The sequence below is a fragment of the Nocardioides panzhihuensis genome, assembly GCF_013408335.1.
GTDB lineage: Bacteria > Actinomycetota > Actinomycetes > Propionibacteriales > Nocardioidaceae > Nocardioides > Nocardioides panzhihuensis.
In genome coordinates this window covers 2,659,754-2,676,141 of record NZ_JACBZR010000001.1, presented here as the reverse complement: position 1 = coordinate 2,676,141, position 16,388 = coordinate 2,659,754, and the positions used below count along the sequence as shown (strand labels likewise).

Sequence of the window (16,388 nt, the reverse complement as noted above, 5' to 3'; positions counted from 1 at the left end):
TCGAACTGTGATTGAGTGTCGTCCATGAGTGACGACGCGGTTATGGTCCCCAACGATCCTGAACAAGAGGCAGAGATTGCCGCGTTCTGGGACGACGTCAAGCACCATGCCCACCTCAGCGCCGCGCCCGGCTACTTCGGTGCGTCCCCGTTGGAGGCGCTGCAGCCCCCGGCATGGGCGTTCGGGGGCACGCCTGAGGAGGCCGACGGACTGTTGGAGCTCGTGCTCGCGGGAGTGAAGACGGCGACGGCCACTGCCGAGTGGGACTTCGAGAGCGGTGACGAGCCGTTTCCCTCCGTGGGCGGCATGAGCATCATCCTCGACGGGTCCGGTCATCCGCGGGCGCTCATCGCCACCACGCAGGTCGACGTCGCCCCGTTCCGGGACGTCCCTGAGGAGTTCGCCCGGCTGGAGGGTGAGGGTGACCTGTCGCTCGACTACTGGCGCGAGGTGCACGAGCGGTTCTTCACCGAGTTCGCCGGTCCCGACCACGAGTTCAGCGAGGACATGCCGGTCGTGATGGAGCAGTTCGAGCTCGTCTGGCCGAAGCCTGAGTGACCGCTGCGTGGGGGAGCAGCGGCACGTCTGTGAGGCTCGTCCGCGAGGGCGGGTGATGGGCCTATGACACCGCAGCAGCTGACCGACCGGGTCCGGGAGATCTGTCTCCGGTTCCCGGAGGGTGCCGAGCGGATCACGCACGGTTCGCCGGGGTTCTTCGTGAGGAAGCAGTTCGTGATGCTGTGGCCGCACGGCCATCACGGGCGCGACGAGCCGCACCTGTGGGCGGCCGCGGCGGCGGGGGTGCAGGACGAGGTCGTCGGCGCGGACCCCGAGCGCTTCTTCGTACCTCCCTACGTCGGTGGCCGTGGCTGGGTCGGCATGCGGCTCGACGGCGAGGTCGACTGGGACGAGGTCGCCGAGATCTGCGAGGACGCCTATCGGCACATCGCGCCGCCGCGCCTGCTGCGCGACCTGGACCGGTAGCGTACGGACATGCCCAACGTCGCCGTCCCGGTCGCTCGGATCCAGCGATGGGTCGACAACTTCGCCGCGCGCCACGGCGAGACCCGGCTGGCGGTCGACTCCGGTGCGCTGACCGGTGCCGCGGCCGACGGGTCATCGTTCATCGCGGCGCTGCCGTTCGAGAAGACGTATGCCGGTCCGGCCGAGGTCGAGGCGTTCATCGCCGCCTCGGCGCCTCCGGCCCAGTGGGGCATCCTGCTGGTGCGCAAGGGCGGTTTCGCGATCGCCCGGATGGGCCGCGGCGGCATCGCCGAGCACAAGATCGGGCGGCGGCATGTCCAGGGGAAGACCAAGGCCGGTGGCTGGAGCCAGCAGCGCTTCGCTCGCCGCCGGGCCAACCAGGCCAGCGCTGCGTACGAGGCGGCGGCCGAGCATGCCGCCCGGATCCTCGACGGGCTGCGAGGCCCGCTCGTCACCGGCGGCGACCACGGGGGTGTCGACGACGTACTCGGGGACCGGCGGCTTCAAGCGCTCACGGTGACCGGACCGTGGCTGCCCGTTCAGGATCCCAACCGCGCAGTGCTCGATCAGGCCATCGAGGACGCCCAGAAGGTGCGGATCGAGGTTCTCAACGCCGACGGCTGACGCCTCGACGTCAGGGCAGCTGCCAGACTCCCGGCGAACCCTTGACCATCGAGCCGTCGGCCAGGAGCGTCTGGCGGGCACGCCGCGCCGCGTAGCGCCAGCGGAGCTCGCCTTCCGGCGTGGTCTCGAAGTCGCCCGGGAGGAGGCTGTCGGCCAACTGGCTCTCCAGCTCGTCGAGAACGTCGTCGGCGGACATCGAGCCACCGGCGGTCTCGAGGATCTCGAGGATGAGCGGCGCGAAGGCGGCAGGCGGGGTCCACTTGCGCGGAGCGGACTTGGTGACGACCTTCGGCGCGGCGGCCGAGGAGCTCGTCGTGGTCTTGCGCGTCCTGGTCACCGGCTTCTTCACCGGTGCGGGCGCGGGCGGGGCCGGGGGCCGCCCATGGATGCACTGTGACCTCGGCAGGTCGCACAGCTCGCAATAGTCAGTCTCGGACATCGGCACAACCATATCGGCCCCAGCCCCGGACTCAGCATCCGTCGTCGCGTCCCGGCGATGAATGCCCTTTCGACCTGCGAGGATGCGCTACTTTGGCAAGCATGTGGCAGCCCGATCCCGGGTGGCTAGTCCTTCCCGGAGGCACCGGACCCTCCACGTTGGGGGTCTGGCGAACCGCCGTGGGCGAGGAGCCCGTCGTGATCAAGCGGCTCGGGCAGCCGGGGACGTACGATCCGGGCGAGCTGAGCCGCCGTCGACACTTCGCCTACTGGCGCAGGGCTGCCGACGTCGCCACCTCGGGTCTCGTCGACGACACCCCCGGCATGATCGGCGCCCGCACGAGCGTCGCCGAGGACGACGAGGGGATCACGCTGACCACCGACTGGGTCGAGGACGCCGCCAACTCCGGGCTCTTCGCGGCGCTCTCGATGGGGCGCTTCGCCGGGGCGGACCTCGGCGAGGTCCGCTGGCTGGCGCGGGACCAGTTCCGCGACCGGATGGCGCGGGTGGAGTACAACGGCGGCTGGCCGACCATGATGCGTACGACGGCCTCGGACATCGCCCACGTCCTCTGGGAGCGTCGCGGGCACTTCATCGACCTCCTCGACCGGCTTCCCCAGGTCGCCCAGCACGGCGATCCCGCGCCGCAGAACCTCATCGGCCGCACCGAGGACGGCGAGCGGCTGATCGCGATCGACTGGTCGAGCCTCGGCCGTGGTCCCGTCGGCGGCGACCTCGGGCTCTATCTGCTGCACGCCAGGGAGTCGTTCGAGCCGCTGCTGGAGGCGTACGTCCTGGGGCTGCCCGCCGGCCTCGCGACTCGCGAGGAGGCGACCCTCGGTGCGCAGATCTGTGCCGCCTACACCGCCATGAGCCGGGCCGAGTGGGCGCTGAGCCGGATCACTCCCGGCGAGGGCCCGCTGCTCGCGAAGTTCCGCCATCCTGCGGTCGCGCCGCATCTGCGTACGCTGCAGAAGCAGGCTCCGCTGGTCGAGGCGCTGCTCGAGATGTGACGGTTCTCGCTGGTCGAGCCGCGAGCGCCAGCGAGCGTGTCGAGACCAACACAGTCGCGATGGGAATGTGTTGGTCTCGACACGGAGTCGCTCGTTCCTCACGACTCCGGCTCGACCAGCGAGGACTGCTAAGGGTTGTCCAGATCCCGCGCCCGGAACGTGTCGCAGCCGGCGATCGAGTCGGGATTGGTCATGCCCTTGCGGAACCAGGCGATCCGCTGCTCGGAGGAGCCGTGGGTGAACGAGGAGGTGTCGACGCGGCCGGTCGTCCTCGACTGGATGTGGTCGTCGCCGACGGTCTTGGCGGCGTCGATGCCCTCGGCGATGTCCTGGTCGGTGATGTCCTCGACGAAACCGTCGTTCTCGGCGGCCGCGGTCCACATACCGGCGTAGCAGTCGGCCTGCAGCTCCAGGCGAACCGCGTCGGAGTCGGGGCCCTGCTGGGTGCGCACCTGGCCCATGGTGCCGAGCAGGTTCTGGATGTGGTGGCCGTACTCGTGCGCGAGCACGTAGGCGCGTACGAAGGTGGTGTCCTGCCCGCCGAGCTGCTCGAAGATCGAGTCGAAGAACGTCGGGTCGAGGTAGATGGTCTGGTCGGCCGGGCAGTAGAAGGGCCCGACGGAGCTCGACGCGGAGCCGCAGCCGCCGGTCTGGACCTGGTCGGAGAAGATCACGACCGCCTGCTCGGGCTGGAACCGGCCGGTGAGGTCGCGGTGGGAGTCCCAGTAGCCGGTCATCGAGTTCTCCAGCGCCACCAGAGCGCAGTTCTCGTCGCTGTTGGCGTCCTCGCCGGTCCGGCACGACCCGAAGTCGCCGGTGTCACCTCCCTCGGCACCCTGCATGCCGCCGAAGGTGCCGGTGCCGATCGACGTCGAGCCGCTGCCCTCCCCGAGCACCTGTGGGCCGACGCCGGTGCACTGGGTGACGAGGAAGAAGACCAGCAGCACGATGACGGTGCCGATCCCGCCGCCGGCCCTGCCGCCAGGAATCGGGATCCGGGCGCCGCCGCCGCCACCGAAGCCTCCGCGGCCACCTCCACCGGACGTCCGGCTGGTGTCGAGTCTGGCTTTCGGGTTGAACCGCATCTTGTCCCCCTGGGGTGCTGATGTGTGGGACCGAGTGCCCCGCCCATACACTAGTGACGGAGATGATCACTGCCCATGACCTAGAAGTCCGCGTCGGCGCCAGACTTTTGATGGAGAACGTCACCTTCCGAGTCGGACCCGGCGACAAGGTCGGGCTCGTAGGCCGTAACGGCGCGGGTAAGACGACCCTGACGAAGGTGCTCGCCGGAGACCACCTACCCGCAGCCGGATCGGTGTCCAACACCGGTGAGATCGGCTATCTGCCCCAGGACCCGCGGGTCGGCGATCCCGAGGTGATCGCCAGGGACCGCATCCTGTCCGCGCGTGGGCTCGACGATGCCGTACGCCGCATGCGGATCGCCGAGGAGGAGATGGGGTCCGAGGACCCGAAGCTGCGCGAGAAGGCGATGAAGCGCTATCAGCGCGCCCACGACGAGCTCGACGCGGGCGGTGGCTACGCGGCCGAGACCGAGGCCCTGCAGATCGCCCAGTCGCTCGGCATCCCCGACCGGATCATGACCCAGCCGTTGAAGACGTTGTCGGGCGGCCAGAGGAGACGCGTCGAGCTGGCGCGCATCCTCTTCTCCTCGGCCGAGGTCCTGATCCTCGACGAGCCGACCAACCACCTCGACGCCGACTCGATCATCTGGCTGCGCGACTGGATGAAGTCCTACAAGGGCGGCTTCATCGTGATCTCCCACGACAACGACCTGCTCGCCCAGACGGTCAACAAGGTCTTCCACCTCGACGGCAACCGCGAGGTGATCGACATCTACAACATGCCGTGGAAGCAGTACCTGATCCAGCGCGAGACCGACGAGGCCCGCCGCAAGCGCGAGCTGATGAACGCGCAGAACAAGGCGAAGACGCTCACCGACCAGGCCAACAAGATGCGGGCCAAGGCCACCAAGGCGACCGCTGCGCAGAGCATGCTCAAGCGCGCCGAGAAGATCATGGCCGGCGTCGAAGGGGAGCGGCAGCAGGAGAAGGTCGCCGCGATCAAGTTCCCCTCACCGGCGCCCTCCGGCAAGACCCCGCTCACCGCCCACGACCTCTCGAAGTCCTACGGCGCCCTGGAGGTCTTCACCGCTGTCGACCTGGCCATCGACCGCGGGACCCGCGTGGTCATCCTCGGGCTCAACGGTGCCGGCAAGACCACCATGCTGCGCATCCTGGCCGGGGTCGACAAGCCCGACACCGGCGAGGTCGTGCCGGGACACGGGCTCAAGGTCGGCTACTACGCCCAGGAGCACGAGACGCTCGACACCAAACGGTCGGTGCTGCAGAACATGCAGTCCGCCGCGCCGCAGCTGACCGACACCGAGGCCCGCACCGTGCTGGGCGCGTTCCTCTTCAGCGGTGATGACGTGCACAAGCCCGCCGGGGTGCTCTCCGGTGGGGAGAAGACCCGGCTGGCGCTGGCCTCCCTGGTCGTCTCGGCGGCCAACGTGCTCCTGCTCGACGAGCCCACCAACAACCTCGACCCGGCCTCTCGCGAGGAGGTGCTCAACGCGATCCGCCGTTACGAGGGCGCGATCGTGCTGGTCACCCACGACGAGGGCGCCGTGCACGCGCTGGAGCCCGACAAGGTGCTCATCCTCCCCGACGGTGTCGAGGACCTGTGGAACGAGGAGTACGCCGACCTGGTCTCGCTCGCCTGATCCTCGTCCGCGCCCTCAGGAGAGGGTGCGGACGAACCTCACCGGCATCGAGGTCGGGTAGCGGTAGGAGAGCGAGTCGGTGTGGCGCTCGACCCGGTCGGCCGGCACCGCGAGGGAGACCTCGGGAAGCCGCTCCACGACGGTGCGTACGGCTGCCTGCACGATGATCGTGCCCGGTCGCTGCGCGGGACAGGAGTGCGGGCCGGCGCTCCACGACATGTGCGCCCGGTTGCCGATCTCGAGCCACGGGTCGTCGCCGGTCATCAACGGGTCGAGGTTGGCCGCCGCGATGCACGGCACCACGGCATCACCCTTGCGGATCAGCTGGCCGCCGAGCTCGACGTCGCGCAGCGCGAAGCGCGGGGTGATGTTGTAGCAGGGCGGGTCGCGCCACATGACCTCCTCGATCGCCTGGTCGACATCGAGACGCCCACCGCGCAGCCGGCCCGCGAAACGATCGTCGGAGAGCATCAGCAGCAGGGTCTGGGTGATGGTCGCGATGGTCAGCTCGTTGCCGGCGATGATCATCACGATCATCGCCTCCATGACCTCGTTGTCGTCCCACAGGCCGGGATCGTCGATCAGGTGGGAGGTGAGGTCTTCTCGAGGATCCCGGCGCCGCCTGGCGATGTGGTCGACGATCTCCACGGCGAGCTCGATGACCCCCTCCTGGGCGAGCTGGCCGCCACCGAGGACCTTGTGGGCCGCCTTGCGCATCGAGTCCCCGACCTCGGGACCCATGCCGAACATCGCGGCGACCGAGAGGAGCGGGATCAGCACGGCGTAGTCCTGGACCAGGTCGGCCTCGCCACGCTCGAGCATGTCGTCGACGAGGTCGTTGCAGATGCCGCGTACCTGCGCGGCGTAGCCGTGCTCGTCGACCCGCGAGAGGGCCCGGTCGATCGGTGAACGCAGCCGCTGCCGGAGCTCGCCGTCGTTGTGGAAGGAGTTCTGCCGGGTGGTCACGAACGGGTAGATCGGCATGTCCGGCTGGATCCTGCCCTCCTGCACGGCGCTCCAGTTGTCGCCGTTGCGGGAGAAGACCTCCTCGTTGCGGATCACCTCGCTGAACTCGGCATAGCCCATCGCGAACCAGCAGCGTACGTCGGGGGAGAGCTCGCCCGGGGCGACCGGACCCCACTCGGCCCGGAGCCGTTGGTGCACCTCTCGCGCGCGAGGGCCGACTGTCTCGTGCGCCTGGGTGAGGTCGGTGAGGTCGGCGAGACGTACGGTGCGGGTGGGAGTCATCGCGATGGTGCCTGTTCGGTCGTGGGTCGGGGTCAGCGCGTCTTCAGGGCGTGGCGCACGAGCGCGGCGAGCGCTCGGGCGCAGGCGTTGCGGTTCTTGGCGTTGCACACCACGATCGGCGTCTCGTCATCGAGGTCGAGCGCCTTGCGGATCTGGTCGGGCTCGTAGTTCGGCGCGTCGGGGAATTGGTTGATCGCGACCACGAACGGCAGGGACGTACGCGTCTCGAGCTGGTCCAGCACCTCGAAGGAGTCTGCCAGGCGGCGGGTGTCGACCAGGACAAGCGCGCCGGCGGCGCCCTCGGCGAGGCCGGACCACAGGTCCCAGAAGCGCCGCTGCCCGGGAGTGCCGAACAGGTAGAGCGCGATCTCGTCGGTCAGCGTGATCCGGCCGAAGTCCATCGCGACCGTGGTCGTCGTCTTCTCCGGGGTGGCCTCGACCTCGTCGATCCCCTCGCTGGCCTGCGTGATCGTCTCCTCGGTGCGGAGTGGGTCGATCTCGCTGACCGATCCGATCAGCGTGGTCTTGCCGACTCCGAAGGAGCCGACCACCAGGATCTTGACCGACTCGACGACCGTCGGTGCCAGATAGTGCTGATCGCCTCGGGCTCCGCTTCGGCCGTGGCCATCAGAGGTGGTTGAGAGCATGCAGGACCTTCTGGAGGGTTTCGCGGGAGGGGCCGGCGGCGGTGTCGCTGTCGGGCCGGATGCCGATGAGACCGGCGTCGATCATGTCCGAGACGATCACCGCGAGGACGCTGACCGGCTGGCCGAGGTGGACGGCGATCTCGGCCATCGAGATCACACCCATGCACTGGGAGAGGACCTCGCGCTCCTGCCGGCCGACCGACGTGGCCGTCGGGCTGATGTGGCCGATCAGGAGCGTCGCCGGCGTCAACCGATGGGTCGGGCGCACCCGACCGCCCGTCCGGACATAGGACCGGATCGGGTGGTCGACGTAGTCGTCGTCGGGGGCGTCGGGCATCGGCTCGGTTGGCTCAGACCGAGCGTCTCGGGGTGCTCATCGCGCGCTCGCCGATCATCAGGACGGTCGCCTGCATCTGCTGGGCGACCAGCGCCGGATCGATGCTCATCTCGGTGATCACCGCGAGCCGGGAGCCGTCACCGGCGCCACGGATGAACAGGAAGCCGCCGTTGAACTCGACCATCACCTGGCGGGGGTGGGAGTCGGCGCCGAACTGGCGGCTGATCCCGTGGCCGAGGGAGGTCAGGCCGGCGCACGCCGCGGCGAGCTTGTCGGCCTCCTCGCGCGGCGTGTGGCTCGTGCGGACCCGGACGAGGCCGTCGGCGGAGAGGACCACGACATGACGTACGCCGCGTACTCCCGCGACCAGCTCCAGCATCCAGCTGTTCTCGTCGGTCATGGTCTCCTCCATTGGCTCTCGGGTGCGGGATCGGTCTCAGCGGCGGTGCTGAGGAAGCTGCTCATCCAGGCGCCCGCCTGCTCCGCGGTCGGCTCCGATCGAGGAGCCACGACCTGGCTTCCCGCCGCTCGGGGCTGTCCGGTCGCAGGGCGCTCGCCGCGTTTCGACCGGCGCTGTGGCAGGCCGTCGGACGTGAACGACGACGGCTGGTGCTGCTCTTGCGGGGGGAGGGCGGTCGGGGCCGGGGTAGGTGGCGCGACCTGCTCGGGGATGTCCGCGCTCATCGGGGCGATCATCGCCTCGGGGACGAGAACGGCTACCCGCAGGCCGCCGTGGACGGACTCGGTCAGGTCGACCCGAAACCCGTGACGGCGTACGTAGGTGCCGACCACCGCGAGGCCGGTCTGCGGGATCTCGCCGAGATTGTGCAGGCGTACCTGCCGGGTGCCGGAGGCGATCTCCCGCATCCAGGCCAGGTTGGTCTCGTCCATCCCGACGCCCGCGTCGTCGATCTCGAGGGCCGCGCCGCGGCGTACGGAACGGATCGTGACCAGCACCTCGGTCGCCGGTGGCGAGGACTGGGTCGCGTTGGCCAGCAGCTCGGCGACCAGGTGGATCAGCGGCTCGACGTAGGCGCCTTGGACCGCGACCGGCGGGTCGCCCTCGACGCGGACCCGTCGATAGGCGGTGATCCGGCCGGCTGCCCCGCGAACGACATCCGCGATGGGGAGCGGGTCACGCCAGTGCTGCCCGGGCTGCTCGCCGCACAGCGTGGCGATGCTCTGCGCCAGCCGCGCCTGCTGCGCCGCCGCGTGGTCGACCCGCATCCCGGCCTCGAGCACGTCCGGCTCCGCAGGGAACCTCGCCACCATCCGCGTCGACTCCTCCTGGATCCGGTGCGCGGAGGCCTGCACCTTGCGGGACAGCGACAGCACCGCCACCCGCATCCCAGCCTCCCCACCCCGCCCTGCCGAGACGTCAGGTACGTCGGCCGAGACGTCAGGCAGGTCGGCCGAGACGTCAGGCAGGTCGGCCGAGACGTCAGGCAGGTCGGCCGAGACGTCACTTACGTCGGCCGAGATGTCATCCGATGCCGACTCGGCCGACGTAAGTGACGCTTCGGCCGGCGGGGCTGACGCTTCGGTCGACGCGGGTGACGCTTCGGCGGGAGTCCGCTTGGGCTCGGAGTCGTACGCCATCGCGGTCAGCCACAGGGTGAGGGCGACGACGGGTACGCCGGCGAGGATCCAGCGCCAGAGCCACTCGTCATCGCTGGCGGTGACGAAGATGACGGGGGAGAGCGCGACGAAGAGGAGGATCGCGGTACTGCAGAACCATGGACCGGCTCGGCGGAGTCGGTCCAGTGTCGGTCGGGTCATGTCAGGCACCTGGTGTGGGGGTGAGCAGTCAGGGCATGAGACCGCGGGTTCGGGGCTGTCTGGATGTCCTGAACCAACCCCCGGAGCCGGCGCACACACGCGCACCACTTCTTACCACCAACTGAGCGCTTGGTCACCTATCTGAGGTGATTTTGACCATAATTCGCCGATGCCTCCTCGGCGCGGCCGGACGGCCGCGGGCGACTAAGGTGACGGGGTGTCACAAATGGGTCCAGGTTTCGGTGCGTCCGGTGGAGCGATGGGCGGCGGCGGGATCATGCGCAACCTGCGTGCCGACCGGACGGTTCTCGAGCGCGGCCTGCCGAAGGGCACCCTGAAGCGGGTCGTCTCCTACGCCCGGCCCCACCGAGCTCTGCTCGGCGCGTTCTTGCTGTTCACGATCTTCGACGCCGCGCTGGTGGTGGTCACCCCGCTGCTGACCCAGCGGATCATCGACGACGGTGTGCTCCAGAAGAACGTCACGCTGGTCATCTGGCTTGCCGCTGCGATGGCGCTGGTGGCCGTGGTCGACATGATCTTCGGGGTCATCTCGGGCTGGCTCTCGACGCGGATCGGCGAAGGACTCATCTTCGACCTGCGTACTCAGGTCTTCGGGCACGTCCAACGGCAGTCGCTGGCCTTCTTCACCCGCGCGCAGACCGGTGCTCTGGTGAGCCGGCTCAACACCGACGTGCTCGGCGCGCAGCGGGCATTCACCTCGACCCTGTCGAACAGCGTCTCCAACCTGATCTCGGTGGTCGTGGTGGGCGCGGCGATGATGGTGCTGTCGTGGCAGGTGACGCTGATGTGCGTCGCGCTGTTCCCGATCCTGTTCCTGACCTCTCGCTGGGTCGGTCGCCAGCTGGCGGGTCTGACCCGCGAGCAGATGGACGGCAACGCGGCGCTGGCGACCACGATGACCGAGCGGTTCAATGTGGGCGGGGCGCTGCTGCTCAAGCTCTTCGGCCGCCGCGAGGATGAGGACGCCGCCTTTGCGCAGCGTGCCGACGTCGTACGTCGTCTGGGGATCCGGATCGCGCTGCTGACCCGTATGTTCGGGGCGACCATGCAGCTGGTCCCGGCGCTGGCGACGGCCCTGGTCTACGGCTTCGGTGGGTGGATGGTGATTCAGGGCGAGGTCACCCTCGGCACGCTCACCGCGCTCGGTCTCCTGCTGGTGAGGCTGCTGGGGCCGCTGCAGGCGCTCTCCAACGTACGCATCGACGTGATGACCGCGCTGGTCTCGTTCGATCGCGTCTTCGAGGTTCTCGACCTGCCCTCGCTGATCCAGGAGAAGCCGGACGCGGCCGAGGTGCCCCGGGACGCCGCCTCGGTGCGGTTCCGCCATGTCGCCTTCACCTACCCGCGCGCCGACGAGGTCTCGCTCGCCTCTCTGGAGGCGATCGCGCGGCCCGAGAGCCGCGAGGTGCGCGAGGTGCTGACCGACATCGACTTCGCTGCCGAGCCGGGCGAGATGGTCGCCCTGGTCGGTCCCTCTGGGGCCGGGAAGTCGACGATCACCCATCTGATCGCGCGGCTCTACGACGTACGCTCCGGGTCGGTCGAGGTCGGTGGCCAGGATGTCCGGGAGGTGACGCTGGAGTCGCTCGAGGCCGCCGTCGGCTACGTGACCCAGGACGCGCACATGTTCCACGACACCGTGCGTGGCAATCTGCTCTACGCCCGGCCGGGTGCGTCCGACGAGGAGGTCTGGGCAGCCCTCGAGGCCGCCCAGATCGCGGCCGTCATCGAGGCGCTCCCGGACGGTCTGGACACCGTCGTCGGCGACCGCGGCTACCGGCTCTCCGGCGGCGAGCGTCAGCGCCTCGCGATCGCCCGGCTGCTGCTGAAGGCGCCCCACATCGTGGTGCTCGACGAGGCCACCGCCCACCTCGACTCCGAGTCCGAGGCCGCGGTGCAGACCGCTCTGGATGCCGCCCTGGCGGGACGCACCTCCATCGTCATCGCCCACCGGCTCTCCACCATCCGCGCCGCCGACCGCATCCTCGTCATCGAGGCCGGACGGGTCGTCGAGTCCGGCACCCACGAGTCGCTGCTCGCCGATGGCGGGCTCTACTCGGAGCTCTACGAGACGCAGTTCCGCCGCTGACCCTCCGGGCCGACGGGTCAGGACTGTTTCGTCTTCTCCTTCTCGTACGCCGCCTGGTAGGCCGCCTTCACGGCCTGCTTCTGCGCTAGCTTGGCAGCCTTCTTCCGGGAGCGCTCGTCGGGCGCCTCGTCGCCGGCCGGGCCGTCGGCGGCCGGCGTGGCCGGCTCGTCCTGGCGCTGCGTACGCCGCTCGTCGTACATCAGATAGAAGAACCCGGCGATGGCGAGCACGCCGAAGAACCACCACTGCAGGCCGTAGAAGAAGTGGGGGCCGTTGTCGAGCTCGGGGAGGTCGGCTTTGCGGAGCTCGGTGGCGGGCGAGGGGGACTCGGTGTCGAGGTGCAGCCAGCCGGTCAGCAGCTCTTCGTCGACCACCTTGGCGACCTGGGTCGAGGAGAGCGCGCGGGTGGCGTGGTAGCCGTCGACCTGGGCGATGTCGGTGGAGTCGCCGGTGCCGTCGGCGCGCACCCAGCCGGTGATCGTGACCTCGCCCGACGGCGGCGCGGGGAGGTCCTCGAACTCGTCCTGCGAGGCGGTCTGGAGCCAGCCGCGGTCGACCAGCACGGCGGTGCCGTCGGCGAGCACCAGCGGGACGACGATGTCGACGCCCTTGGCCTTGTCGGGGGTGCGGTAGCGCCAGATGATCGTGTCGTCGACCGCGTACGTCCCGGTCGCGGTCACCCGCCGCCACTCGTCCTTCTCGGCGACCTCCTCGCCGGGGGCGAGCACGTCTGAGACCGGCACGGGTTCGGCGTGCTCGTTGGTGCTGACGATCTGGTTGCTGGCCTTGCGGTCCTCGAGACGATCGAACTGCCACTGGCCGAGCCACCAGGTCCCGTAGGCCAGGATCAGCACGAACACCGCGAAACCGGCCCAGCGTCGGCTGAGCAGGAAACGGAACGAACTCACCGTACGAGATTAACTGGAATGCGGTCGTGGCTCACGATCCGGGTGGCGCCTGCCTAGACTGGTGTGATGACGACCTCTCCGACAGATCAGGCCCAGCCGCGGCTAGTCGACCGGTTCGGCCGGGTCGCTACCGATCTGCGGGTCTCGCTGACCGACCGCTGCAACCTGCGGTGCACCTACTGCATGCCCGCGGAGGGGCTCGACTGGATGCCCGGGGACCAGGGACTCACCGATGACGAGGTGGTGCGGCTGATCGGCGTCGCCACCGGACACCTCGGGGTCAAGGAGGTGCGGTTCACCGGTGGTGAGCCGCTGGTGCGGCGAGGGCTGGTCTCCATCGTCGCCCGCACCCGCGAGGTCGCTCCCGATGCGGAGCTCTCGATCACGACGAACGCGCTCGGTCTCGCCCGGATGGCCGTGGCGCTCGCGGAGGCCGGGCTCGACCGGGTCAACGTGTCGCTCGACTCGGTTCGGCGCGAGACGTTCGCGGACATCACCCGCCGCGACCGGCTGGACGACGTTGTCGCAGGTCTGGAGGCCGCCGCCGACGCCGGTCTGGGGCCGATCAAGATCAACGCGGTCCTGCTTCGCGGGGTCAACGACGACCAGGCCGCCGAGCTGCTCGGCTGGTCTGTCGAGCGGGGCTATGAGCTCAGGTTCATCGAGCAGATGCCCCTCGACGCCCAGCACGGATGGTCGCGCGACAACATGGTCACCGCCGACGAGACCCTCGCGGCGCTGTCGGCGGCGTTCGAGCTGACCCCGGCCGAGGAGCCGCGCGGCAGCGCCCCCGCCGAGCTCTTCCACGTCGACGGCGGCCCGGCCAAGGTCGGCATCATCGCCTCCGTCACCCGGCCGTTCTGCGGTGACTGCGACCGGGTCCGCCTCACCGCCGACGGGCAGGTGCGTGACTGTCTGTTCGCGCGCTCCGAGTCGGACCTGCGTACACCACTGCGTGCCGGCGCCTCCGACGACGACCTCGCTGCCCGGTGGGTCACCGCCATGGCCGGCAAGCGCGCCGGCCACGGCATCGATGACCTCGGCTTCCTCCAGCCCGACCGCCCCATGTCCGCCATCGGCGGCTGATCCACCCGCCGAGACGTCGCTCGCGTCGGCCGAGACGTCACTCCCGTCGGCCGAGACGGCATCCAGGTGACGCTTCGACCGACGTACCTGACGCCTCGCCGAGTCAGGACCCGACTCGGTCGATGGCGTCGAGGACCAGGTCCCAGTAGGCCTCGACGTCGAGGGTGAGGGCGACCTGGGCGTTGGGCGGCTCGTCGAGACGGCCGTGGAGGTCGACGACGGTGGCGCCACGGGTCCAGCGGCCCTCGGTCTCGACGGCTAGGAACGACTTCTGCCACGTGATCAGCGCCGGGTCGACGAGAGCGGCGATGGTGCACGGGTCGTGCACCGGGGGAGCGGCGAAGTCGAAGACGTCGGAGTAGGTGTCACCGAAGAAGCCCATCAGGTCGGCGCACGCTCTGCCGACCGGGTGGTCCATGGCCCGCATCCGGGCGACGACCCCGGGCGTGGCCAGAGCCTGGTGGGTCAGGTTGAGCCCGACCATCCGGATCGGCAGGCCGCTGGTGAGAACGATGTCGAGCGCCTCGGGGTCGGCGTAGGCGTTGAACTCGGCAGCCGGCGTCGCGTTGCCGCGGTCGGTCGAGCCGCCCATGAAGACGACCTCGGCGATCTTCGGGCCGACCTCGGGATGGCTGCGCAGCAGGCGGGCGATGTTGGTGATCGGCCCGGTGGCGACGACGGTGACGGGAGCCCGGGCGGCCAGGAGCGAGGTGCGCAGGAACTCGACGGCCCCGAGCGAGATCGGCGGTGCGAGCGGCTCGGGAAGGTCGGGGCCGTCGATCCCGGTGGCGCCGTGGATGTAGTCGCCGATGTGGGCTTCGCCGGCCAGCGGTCCGGCGGCTCCGGTGGCGATGGGGATGTCCGGGCGCTCCGCCAGAGCCAGGATGCGCTGCGTGTTGTAGGTCGCCTTCTCCACCGAGCAGTTGCCGAAGGTGGTGGTGATGCCGATCAGGTCGATGCGTGCGCTGCCCAGGGCCAACAGGAGCGCGATGGCGTCGTCGTGGCCGGGGTCGCAGTCGAGGAGCACGGGCATCGGGTTCATCGCAACGACCTCTCGGAGGCAACGGCTAGTGAGGCACGACGTCCTTGAGGAACCCTCGCGCTCCCAGGAAGTCGCTCAGCGACTGCTTGTGCGCCGCGCACGCGAGCCAGATCTTACGCCGCTCGGGCGTGTGGATCTTGGGATTGTTCCACTGCAGCTCCCAGGATCCGGAGTCCTGACAGCCCTTCGCCGAGCACAGGTCGGAGTCGAGCGCGCCCATCAGAGCTCGCCCTTCTCATGGAGCTGCTGCTCGCGGCCGCTGGTGAGCTGCGGCCGACCGTACGGCGAGTCCATGAGGTCCATCTGGTCGCTCTTGTTGTTGGTCGCGTTGGCCATGACGACCGCGATGTAGGGCAGGATCAGGGCCGCCGCGATCAGGATCGGCCACAGCCAGCCGATGCCGGCCAGACCGGCGATGACGGCGCCGATGAAGCACAGCGAGCGGATCGACATCGAGATGGCATAGCGCTTCTGACGGACCGCGATGTCCTCGGCGCGGCTGCGGCCGGCTGTCGTGATCCTGATCGGTTGCGCCTTGGACATACCGCCAGTCTAGGTCGTGGCCGATGGCGCGCCTCCGTTGGTGTGGTCCCAACAGGGGCACTCCGAGGGACGTTGGAGGATTCTCACAAGCAAATCGATGGCATTGGTCGTACGCCGAAGTAATCGCTACCGTCGCGCCTGTGACTGACAGTGAAAACCCCACAACGCAGAGTCCATCGCCTGCGCCCCGCTCGGTGCTGGTGACCGGTGGCAGCCGTGGCATCGGCCGGGCGATCGCCGAAGCCTTCCTGGCCAACGGCGACCACGTGGCCGTGACCTCCCGCAAGGGCGGGGCTCCGGAGGGGGCTCTGGACCTGGTCTGCGACATCACCGACCCCGCGGCCGTCGAGGAGGCGTACGCCGCGGCAGAGGCCGCTCACGGCCCCGTCGAGGTCCTCGTCGCCAATGCCGGGATCACGAAGGACACCCTCGTGCTCCGGATGTCGGAGGAGGACTTCACCTCGGTGATCGACACCAACCTGACCGCGTCCTTCCGGCTCGCCAAGCGCGCCTCGAAGGGGATGCTCCGGCTGCGCCGCGGGCGGATCATCTTCATCTCCTCGGTCGTCGGGCTGATGGGCAACCCGGGTCAGGTCAACTACGCGGCCTCGAAGGCCGGGCTGGTCGGCATGGCCCGCTCGCTCGCCCGCGAGCTCGGCTCGCGAGGGATCACCGCGAACGTGGTCGCACCGGGCTTCGTGGACACTGAGATGACCGCTGTCCTCACCGAGGAGCAGCAGAAGGCGATCACGGACCGGGTGCCGTTGGGGCGCTACGCCTCACCGGACGAGGTGGCCTCGGCCGTGACGTGGTTGGCAGATGCGGGTTATGTGACCGGGGCCGTGATCCCGGTCGACGGCGGACTTGGAATGGGGCACTGAT

The 16,388-nt window shown here is 69.4% G+C and carries 19 protein-coding genes; 8 read left to right on the top strand and 11 right to left on the bottom strand.

Annotated elements, in window-relative coordinates; genetic code table 11:
* The first annotated feature begins 24 nt into the window (after positions 1-24).
* The 3 genes from BJ988_RS12725 to BJ988_RS12715 all read left to right on the top strand — a co-directional run bounded on the left by BJ988_RS12725 (position 25) and on the right by BJ988_RS12715 (position 1,608).
* On the top strand, positions 25-558 hold the full coding sequence (locus tag BJ988_RS12725) for an ASCH domain-containing protein (RefSeq protein ID WP_218860825.1): 534 nt from the start codon (positions 25-27) through the stop codon (positions 556-558).
* A 63-nt stretch (positions 559-621) separates the two neighbouring features.
* Positions 622-984: an MmcQ/YjbR family DNA-binding protein gene (locus BJ988_RS12720; RefSeq protein WP_179658328.1), complete on the top strand. Its 363-nt coding sequence runs from the start codon at positions 622-624 to the stop codon at positions 982-984.
* 9 nt (positions 985-993) lie between these two features.
* Complete coding sequence (locus BJ988_RS12715; RefSeq protein ID WP_179658327.1) at positions 994-1,608, top strand: acVLRF1 family peptidyl-tRNA hydrolase; 615 nt, start codon at positions 994-996, stop codon at positions 1,606-1,608.
* A gap of 10 nt (positions 1,609-1,618) precedes the next feature.
* Here BJ988_RS12715 and BJ988_RS12710 read toward each other — a convergent pair whose 3' ends face one another.
* The gene (locus tag BJ988_RS12710) at positions 1,619-2,047 is read right to left on the bottom strand and encodes a hypothetical protein (protein WP_179658326.1); all 429 of its coding nucleotides are present in this window, start codon (positions 2,045-2,047) and stop codon (positions 1,619-1,621) included.
* Positions 2,048-2,244: 197 nt separating this feature from the next.
* Here BJ988_RS12710 and BJ988_RS12705 point away from each other — a divergent pair, with 197 nt between their 5' ends.
* A complete protein-coding gene (locus BJ988_RS12705; protein WP_343051593.1) occupies positions 2,245-3,060 on the top strand; it encodes a phosphotransferase in 816 nt (271 codons plus the stop codon).
* Between the two features lie 128 nt (positions 3,061-3,188).
* Here BJ988_RS12705 and ypfJ read toward each other — a convergent pair whose 3' ends face one another.
* Complete coding sequence (gene ypfJ / locus BJ988_RS12700; RefSeq protein WP_179658324.1) at positions 3,189-4,145, bottom strand: KPN_02809 family neutral zinc metallopeptidase; 957 nt, start codon at positions 4,143-4,145, stop codon at positions 3,189-3,191.
* Between the two features lie 62 nt (positions 4,146-4,207).
* Between ypfJ and BJ988_RS12695 the strand changes: the two genes are divergently transcribed.
* Positions 4,208-5,806, top strand: coding sequence for an ABC-F family ATP-binding cassette domain-containing protein (locus BJ988_RS12695; protein WP_179658323.1), 1,599 nt, complete (start codon positions 4,208-4,210; stop codon positions 5,804-5,806).
* Between the two features lie 15 nt (positions 5,807-5,821).
* Here BJ988_RS12695 and BJ988_RS12690 read toward each other — a convergent pair whose 3' ends face one another.
* From BJ988_RS12690 to BJ988_RS12670, 5 genes are read right to left on the bottom strand one after another with little or no spacing between them, the layout of a single operon-like run.
* On the bottom strand, positions 5,822-7,054 hold the full coding sequence (locus tag BJ988_RS12690; RefSeq protein WP_179658322.1) for a cytochrome P450: 1,233 nt from the start codon (positions 7,052-7,054) through the stop codon (positions 5,822-5,824).
* Positions 7,055-7,086: 32 nt separating this feature from the next.
* Entirely contained in the window at positions 7,087-7,701 is a 615-nt protein-coding gene (locus BJ988_RS12685; protein ID WP_179658321.1) for a GTP-binding protein, read from the bottom strand.
* A complete protein-coding gene (locus BJ988_RS12680; protein WP_179658320.1) occupies positions 7,682-8,038 on the bottom strand; it encodes a DUF742 domain-containing protein in 357 nt (118 codons plus the stop codon). The genes BJ988_RS12685 and BJ988_RS12680 overlap by 20 nt, the downstream gene beginning before the upstream one ends.
* Before the next feature lie 13 nt (positions 8,039-8,051).
* A complete protein-coding gene (locus BJ988_RS12675; protein ID WP_179658319.1) occupies positions 8,052-8,438 on the bottom strand; it encodes a roadblock/LC7 domain-containing protein in 387 nt (128 codons plus the stop codon).
* Positions 8,435-9,817, bottom strand: a complete 1,383-nt coding sequence (locus BJ988_RS12670; protein WP_218860823.1) for an ATP-binding protein — start codon at positions 9,815-9,817, stop codon at positions 8,435-8,437. The genes BJ988_RS12675 and BJ988_RS12670 overlap by 4 nt, the downstream gene beginning before the upstream one ends.
* 226 nt (positions 9,818-10,043) lie before the next feature.
* Between BJ988_RS12670 and BJ988_RS12665 the strand changes: the two genes are divergently transcribed.
* Positions 10,044-11,927: an ABC transporter ATP-binding protein gene (locus BJ988_RS12665; protein WP_218860822.1), complete on the top strand. Its 1,884-nt coding sequence runs from the start codon at positions 10,044-10,046 to the stop codon at positions 11,925-11,927.
* A 17-nt stretch (positions 11,928-11,944) separates the two neighbouring features.
* On the opposite strand, the gene BJ988_RS12660 is transcribed toward BJ988_RS12665, so the two are convergent.
* Positions 11,945-12,835 (bottom strand): SURF1 family cytochrome oxidase biogenesis protein, encoded by an 891-nt coding sequence (locus BJ988_RS12660; protein WP_179658318.1) that lies wholly within the window; start codon positions 12,833-12,835, stop codon positions 11,945-11,947.
* 66 nt (positions 12,836-12,901) lie between these two features.
* Here BJ988_RS12660 and moaA point away from each other — a divergent pair, with 66 nt between their 5' ends.
* Positions 12,902-13,921: a GTP 3',8-cyclase MoaA gene (gene moaA, locus BJ988_RS12655; protein WP_179658317.1), complete on the top strand. Its 1,020-nt coding sequence runs from the start codon at positions 12,902-12,904 to the stop codon at positions 13,919-13,921.
* A 103-nt stretch (positions 13,922-14,024) separates the two neighbouring features.
* Here the strand turns inward: moaA and BJ988_RS12650 are convergent, their stop codons facing one another.
* The 3 genes from BJ988_RS12650 to BJ988_RS12640 are packed head-to-tail and all read right to left on the bottom strand — an operon-like array spanning position 14,025 to position 15,506.
* A complete protein-coding gene (locus tag BJ988_RS12650; protein ID WP_179658316.1) occupies positions 14,025-14,963 on the bottom strand; it encodes a nucleoside hydrolase in 939 nt (312 codons plus the stop codon).
* A 25-nt stretch (positions 14,964-14,988) separates the two neighbouring features.
* A complete protein-coding gene (locus BJ988_RS12645) occupies positions 14,989-15,183 on the bottom strand; it encodes an acetone carboxylase (protein ID WP_179658315.1) in 195 nt (64 codons plus the stop codon).
* Positions 15,183-15,506 carry a DUF3099 domain-containing protein gene (locus BJ988_RS12640; RefSeq protein WP_179658314.1) on the bottom strand — a complete coding sequence of 108 codons (324 nt, stop codon included), beginning with the start codon at positions 15,504-15,506 and terminating at the stop codon, positions 15,183-15,185. Before BJ988_RS12640 ends, BJ988_RS12645 begins: the two co-directional genes overlap by 1 nt.
* 140 nt (positions 15,507-15,646) lie before the next feature.
* Between BJ988_RS12640 and fabG the strand changes: the two genes are divergently transcribed.
* A complete protein-coding gene (gene fabG / locus BJ988_RS12635; protein ID WP_179658313.1) occupies positions 15,647-16,387 on the top strand; it encodes a 3-oxoacyl-ACP reductase FabG in 741 nt (246 codons plus the stop codon).
* The last annotated feature ends 1 nt before the right edge of the window (position 16,388 follow it).

Bases quoted from the DNA above. Each gene is read 5' to 3' on its own strand.
- BJ988_RS12645 (WP_179658315.1), bottom strand. From the start codon at position 15,183: ATGGGCGCGCTCGACTCCGACCTGTGCTCGGCGAAGGGCTGTCAGGAC.
- BJ988_RS12685 (WP_179658321.1), bottom strand. From the start codon at position 7,701: ATGCTCTCAACCACCTCTGATGGCCACGGCCGAAGCGGAGCCCGAGGC.
- BJ988_RS12710 (WP_179658326.1), bottom strand. From the start codon at position 2,047: ATGTCCGAGACTGACTATTGCGAGCTGTGCGACCTGCCGAGGTCACAG.
- BJ988_RS12675 (WP_179658319.1), bottom strand. From the start codon at position 8,438: ATGACCGACGAGAACAGCTGGATGCTGGAGCTGGTCGCGGGAGTACGC.
- BJ988_RS12720 (WP_179658328.1), top strand. From the start codon at position 622: ATGACACCGCAGCAGCTGACCGACCGGGTCCGGGAGATCTGTCTCCGG.
- BJ988_RS12715 (WP_179658327.1), top strand. From the start codon at position 994: ATGCCCAACGTCGCCGTCCCGGTCGCTCGGATCCAGCGATGGGTCGAC.
- ypfJ (WP_179658324.1), bottom strand. From the start codon at position 4,145: ATGCGGTTCAACCCGAAAGCCAGACTCGACACCAGCCGGACGTCCGGT.
- BJ988_RS12695 (WP_179658323.1), top strand. From the start codon at position 4,208: ATGATCACTGCCCATGACCTAGAAGTCCGCGTCGGCGCCAGACTTTTG.
- BJ988_RS12650 (WP_179658316.1), bottom strand. From the start codon at position 14,963: ATGAACCCGATGCCCGTGCTCCTCGACTGCGACCCCGGCCACGACGAC.
- BJ988_RS12665 (WP_218860822.1), top strand. From the start codon at position 10,044: ATGGGTCCAGGTTTCGGTGCGTCCGGTGGAGCGATGGGCGGCGGCGGG.
- BJ988_RS12640 (WP_179658314.1), bottom strand. From the start codon at position 15,506: ATGTCCAAGGCGCAACCGATCAGGATCACGACAGCCGGCCGCAGCCGC.
- BJ988_RS12680 (WP_179658320.1), bottom strand. From the start codon at position 8,038: ATGCCCGACGCCCCCGACGACGACTACGTCGACCACCCGATCCGGTCC.
- moaA (WP_179658317.1), top strand. From the start codon at position 12,902: ATGACGACCTCTCCGACAGATCAGGCCCAGCCGCGGCTAGTCGACCGG.
- BJ988_RS12690 (WP_179658322.1), bottom strand. From the start codon at position 7,054: ATGACTCCCACCCGCACCGTACGTCTCGCCGACCTCACCGACCTCACC.
- BJ988_RS12725 (WP_218860825.1), top strand. From the start codon at position 25: ATGAGTGACGACGCGGTTATGGTCCCCAACGATCCTGAACAAGAGGCA.
- BJ988_RS12670 (WP_218860823.1), bottom strand. From the start codon at position 9,817: ATGACCCGACCGACACTGGACCGACTCCGCCGAGCCGGTCCATGGTTC.